Source organism: Mesorhizobium sp. M1A.F.Ca.IN.020.06.1.1 (genome assembly GCF_004023265.1).
GTDB lineage: Bacteria > Pseudomonadota > Alphaproteobacteria > Rhizobiales > Rhizobiaceae > Mesorhizobium.
The window spans coordinates 1-4768 of sequence record NZ_RZSR01000445.1; the positions used below are offsets into that span (position 1 = coordinate 1).

4 protein-coding genes are annotated in these 4768 nt (G+C 66.6%); all 4 read right to left on the bottom strand.

Translation table 11 applies throughout. From position 1 onward, the window contains the following. Positions 1–566, bottom strand: a 566-nt coding sequence (locus EOA60_RS19290) for a 2-oxoacid:acceptor oxidoreductase family protein (RefSeq protein ID WP_206628167.1), incomplete at its 3' end; no start/stop codon positions are given. Next, positions 559–2712 (bottom strand): indolepyruvate ferredoxin oxidoreductase subunit alpha, encoded by a 2154-nt coding sequence (locus tag EOA60_RS19295; RefSeq protein WP_095824261.1) that lies wholly within the window; start codon positions 2710–2712, stop codon positions 559–561. The genes EOA60_RS19295 and EOA60_RS19290, both read right to left, overlap by 8 nt. A 49-nt stretch (positions 2713–2761) precedes the next feature. Next, the gene (locus tag EOA60_RS19300; RefSeq protein ID WP_067324441.1) at positions 2762–3244 is read right to left on the bottom strand and encodes a MarR family transcriptional regulator; all 483 of its coding nucleotides are present in this window, start codon (positions 3242–3244) and stop codon (positions 2762–2764) included. Then, a partial coding sequence (locus EOA60_RS19305; RefSeq protein WP_164899406.1) for an NAD(P)/FAD-dependent oxidoreductase occupies positions 3244–4768 on the bottom strand: 1525 nt, incomplete at its 5' end. The genes EOA60_RS19305 and EOA60_RS19300, both read right to left, overlap by 1 nt.

Sequence of the window (4768 nt, forward strand, 5' to 3'; positions counted from 1 at the left end):
GCCGCCGAGCACGGCACGATGATCTCGGCCAGCCTGCTCGGTGCGCTGGCCGAGATCATCGTGCCGTGCTCGGCGGCGATCTTTTCCATGTCGAAGGCGATGAAGCGCTTGGCGGCCGCCTCGGCCGTCGCATACACCTTTTCCGACGAGGCGCGGCCGTCGCCCGGCTCGATCTTTTCCGAGACGGCGGCGATGCGATGCGAGGAGGCGATCAGCGTCGTGCGCTCGGGCGTGACGAAACCGCGGATGATGGCGCGGCCGGCTTCCATCAGCTCGGCGGCGATCAAGATGTCGACGTCGCCCTGCGATGGCGACAGCGCGAAGACCGGCAACCGGCCGGTGTCGCGGGCCATCTCGATGTAATAGATCGTGGCCCCCGTGCGCTGGGCGACTCCCGCCACCGACGTCGATTGCGCAATGTAGCCGCTGCGCTCGGCGACATCGGTGATCCAATCGGCGAGCACGCCGCCGCCCTGGCCGCCGACGGCAAGCACGGCGAGTTTTATCACCCGCTCGTGATCAGAGGCGCCCGGCTTCGGGTTCAGCGGTGAAACCTGCTCAAGCATCGGCGAACATCAAACGGCGACTCTCGCGGCGGCGCTGCAACCGGCCGATCACTGCGCGGCGAGCGCTTTCCAGGAAACGGTCCCAGCGGCTCGGATTGTGCACGACATCGGCGCGGTAGAAGGAGGGGCAGAGCACGGCCGCATCCGCCACCTCGCCGCAATTGCCGCAGCCGACACAGTTCTGGTCGATCGAGGCGACCGGATCGTCGCGCAGCGGATCGTCGAGCGACTTCACCGAGAGCGACGGGCAGCCGGAGAGCCGCATGCAGGCGTGGTCGCCGGTGCAGACGTCCTCGTCGACGCCGAATTTCGGCTTGACGACCCGCTCGCCGCCCTTGACCGCCTTGTCGACCAGCGGCCTCTCGCGGCGCTGGCGGTTCAGCATGCATTCGGACGAGGCGACGATGACCTTCGGCCCCTTCTCCTCGGTGGTTAGCGCCTCGCGCAGCGTGTCGCGCATCTTGCCGACGTCATAGGTGCGGTCGATGTGGCGCAGCCATTTGACGCCCATGCCTTTCACCGCTTCGGTGATCGGATGTTTTGTGGACTTGGTGCGGTTCGAGGCGCGCGAGGACAGGATGTCCTGGCCGCCGGTGGCGGCCGAGTAAAAATTGTCGACGATGACGATGACGCCGTCATTCTTGTTGAAGACGGCGTTGCCGATCGAGGAGGTGAGACCGTTATGCCAGAAGCCGCCGTCGCCGACGAAGGAGATCGACCGGCGTTTCGCTTCCGGCGAATTGAAGGCGGAAGCCGAGGCCGGCCCGAGGCCGTAGCCCATGGTGGTGGCGCCGAGCTCGAAGGGCGGCATGATCGAGAACAGGTGGCAGCCGATGTCGGAAGCAATGTGGTGCTTGCCAAGCTCCTGCTCGACCAGCTTGGTCGCAGCGAAGATCGGCCGCTCCGGACAGCCGATGCAGAAGCCCGGCGGGCGGCCGGGAACGACATTGATGAGATCGGCCGTGTCGACGCCCTCGCCCAGCTTGTTCGGCGCACGAACCTCGCCGGGCAGCAGATGCGGAGCATAGGCGCGCAGGAAGGAGCCAATGCCGTCCAGCATCACCTGCCCGGTATATTCGCCAGCCATTGGCAGATGCTCCTTGCCGACCAGCTTGGTGCCGCGCCCGGCCTTGTGCAGCATCGCGGCAAAGGCCTGCTCGATATAGTTGGGCTGGCCTTCTTCGACGACCAGCACCGCCTGTTTGCCCTCGCAGAAGGAAAGGAACTCGTCATCGACGAGCGGATAGACGGCGTTCAGCACATAAAGCGGCACGTCGGTGTCGCCATAGGTGTCGGCAAGGCCGAGCCGCTGCAGCGCGCGGACGACCGAATTGTACATGCCGCCCTGCATGACGATGCCGATCGAGCCATTGTCCGGCCCAAAGACCTCGTTGATCTTGCGGCTCTTGATGAAATCGACGGCCGCCGGCCAGCGCTTGGCGACCTTCTCCTTCTCGTGCAGGAAGGAGGCAGGCGGCAGCACGATGCGGCCGGTGTCGCGACGCGGGGCCGACAGCGCATCGGCAACCGACATAGGCGGCCGCTTGTTGTCCTTGGCGATGAAGTGGCCATGGACGTGGCAGCCGCGGATGCGCACCTGCAGCATGACCGGCGTGTTGGAGGCCTCCGACAGCTCGAAGCCATCCTCGACCGCCTTGACGATCGAGGGCAGGTTCGGGCGCGGATCGAGCAGCCAGACCTGGCTCTTCATCGCGAAGGCGTGGCTGCGCTCCTGCATGATGGAGGAGCCCTCGCCATAGTCCTCGCCGACGATGATCAGCGCGCCGCCGGTGACGCCGCCCGAGGCGAGGTTCGCCAAAGCGTCCGAGGCGACATTGGTGCCCACTGTCGACTTGAAGGTGGCGGCACCGCGGATCGGGTAGTGCACGGATGCGGCCAGCATGGCGGTGGCGGTTGCTTCCGAGGCGCTCGCCTCGAAGTGCACCCCGAGCTCGCCCAGAATGTCCTGCGCGTCGGCGAGCACATCCATCAGATGGCTGATCGGCGCGCCCTGGTAGCCGCCGACATAGCCGACGCCGCATTGCAGCAGCGCCTTGGTGATGGCGAGGATGCCCTCGCCCGCGAATTCCTGGCCGGCGCCAAGCCTCAGCTTTTCGACTTCCTTGGCAAAAGACCGTTCGGCCATCTCTGACTCCTTCCGTTACCGCCGTTGGACGGCGGCGCGTACGTCAAACTCAAATGTCGTGCTTGCGGATGTTCTTCAGCATCTTCTGCAGGATTGCGATCAGCGCGGCATATTCGGCATCGTCGACGCCGTCGAACATCGCTTCGAAGGCATCATGCATGGCCGGCCAGGCGCGGGTGAAAAGCGCCCGGCCGTCATCGGTCAGGAACACATGGCGGAAGCGGCTGTCGGCGACGCCCTGCTCGCGCCGCACGAGGCCCTGGCCTTCCAGCGCGTCGAGCGTGCGACTCAAGGTCGATTGCTCGATCACCGTATAGACCGAGAGGTCGTTGACGGTGATGCCGTCGGTGACCGAGAGCACGGCCAACGTGCGCACCTGCGGAATGGTCAGGCCCTGCTTGCGAAAGTCTTCTCGCAGGGTGGCGTTGTAGCGGCCCATGATGCGGTTCATCAAATAGGGCGCGAATTGCTGCAGGCCGATCTGGCCGAGGGTCGAGATGCGCTGGCGCTTTTCCGGAAGCTTCTGTTCCATCAGAGCCTCTCCGCCAGCAGGAAGCCGGAGCCGCCGCCGAGCCCCGCGCCCGGGTGCGTCGACGCGCCGATATGGTAGAGGCCCTTAATGCCGGTCTCGTGATTGCGGCTGGCCTTGAACGGCCGCCACAAGAAGGACTGGTCGATGGTGGACGAGCCGCCATAGGGATCGCCGCCGATCAGATTGATGTTCATCGCTTCCAGATCGGCAGGCGAATAGGCGCGGCGCGCGATGATGGTGTCGCGAAAACCATCGATGTGATGAGCGAGGATCGCCTCGACGCGGTCGGCGTAGGCCTCGCGCAGCGCCTCGCTCCAGCGGCCATCGGCTGGGGCCTCGAGCTTGCCGGCGGCATCGCCCTTGATGTGGCGCGGCGCTTCCGGAAGCTGCAGCCACAGGATTGCCTTGCCCGGCGGACAGCGCGACGGATCGAGCGCGTGGGGCTGGCCGACGCAGATCGTCGGCACTTCCGGCAACAGGCCGCGCACCGCTTCGTTGCAGGCTTTCGACACACCATCGAGTCCCGGCGTCAGATGCAGCAGCGCCACCTTGTCGAGGCCCTCGCCGCGCCAGGCCGGCGGCTTGTTCAGCGCGTAGTGGAGCTGGAAGTTGCCCTTGCCGTAGCGGTAGGACTGCGTGGCCTTGGTTGCTGCGTCGGGCGAATCGTTGCCGAGCAGACGGCCATAGAGCTGCGTCGGCGTGAGCGAGCAGATGATGCCCTTTGCCGCCGTCAGCGTCTCGCCGGAGGCGAGCCGGACGCCGGTGGCACGGCCGCCGGCCTGGACGATCGAGGCGACGTCGGCGTTGACGCGGACTTCGCCGCCGCGCTCCTTGATCAATGCCTCGAAGGCGGCGAGCAGGGTCTTCGCCCCGCCCTTGACGATCGGTGCGCCGGCCGCCTCCAGCGCGAAGGCGATGACCTTGGCGATCTGGCCGGAGAAGGCGTCTTCCGGCCCAAGCCCGGCATGCAGCACCCAGGGCGCCCAGAGCGCGCGGACGGTGTCGGACTTGTACGCGGTCTCCAGCCAGCCCCGCGCCGGCACCAGCGCCTCGCCCAGGACGGCGGCAAGCTGGCGCGGTCCGCGCCGCCACGCCTCGCCGGCCATGAGCTTCGTCGTTGGATAGGACCAGAGCGTGCCACCGAGCAGGCCGAAGAGCAGTCCGGCATTGCGTTCGATGTCGCCGACATCGCCTCCATGACGGTCGCCATCGCCGGAGGCAAATGCGTTCAGCGCCGCGATATTGGCGGCCCGGTCGGTGGTGAGCACGGCATGGCTGCCATCGGGCCGAAGCACGCCGGTGGGTGTGGTCGTGTGACAGAATTCCAGGCCGTGCCGCGCAAGATCCTTGCCGAGCGCGGCATAGGCCGGCGAGGTGATGAACAGGACGAAGGTCGTCGCCATCACGTCATGGACGAAGCCGGGCGCCGTGATCTCATCGGTGCGCATGCAGCCGCCGATGCGGTCGTTGCGTTCGAGCACGAGCACCTTGGCGCCCTTGGCGCCAAGCATCGCCGCGCAGACC

What these genes read in the sequence shown, in the direction of transcription:
- EOA60_RS19295 (WP_095824261.1), bottom strand. Translation starts at nt 2,712, where the DNA reads ATGGCCGAACGGTCTTTTGCCAAGGAAGTCGAAAAGCTGAGGCTTGGC.
- EOA60_RS19300 (WP_067324441.1), bottom strand. Translation starts at nt 3,244, where the DNA reads ATGGAACAGAAGCTTCCGGAAAAGCGCCAGCGCATCTCGACCCTCGGC.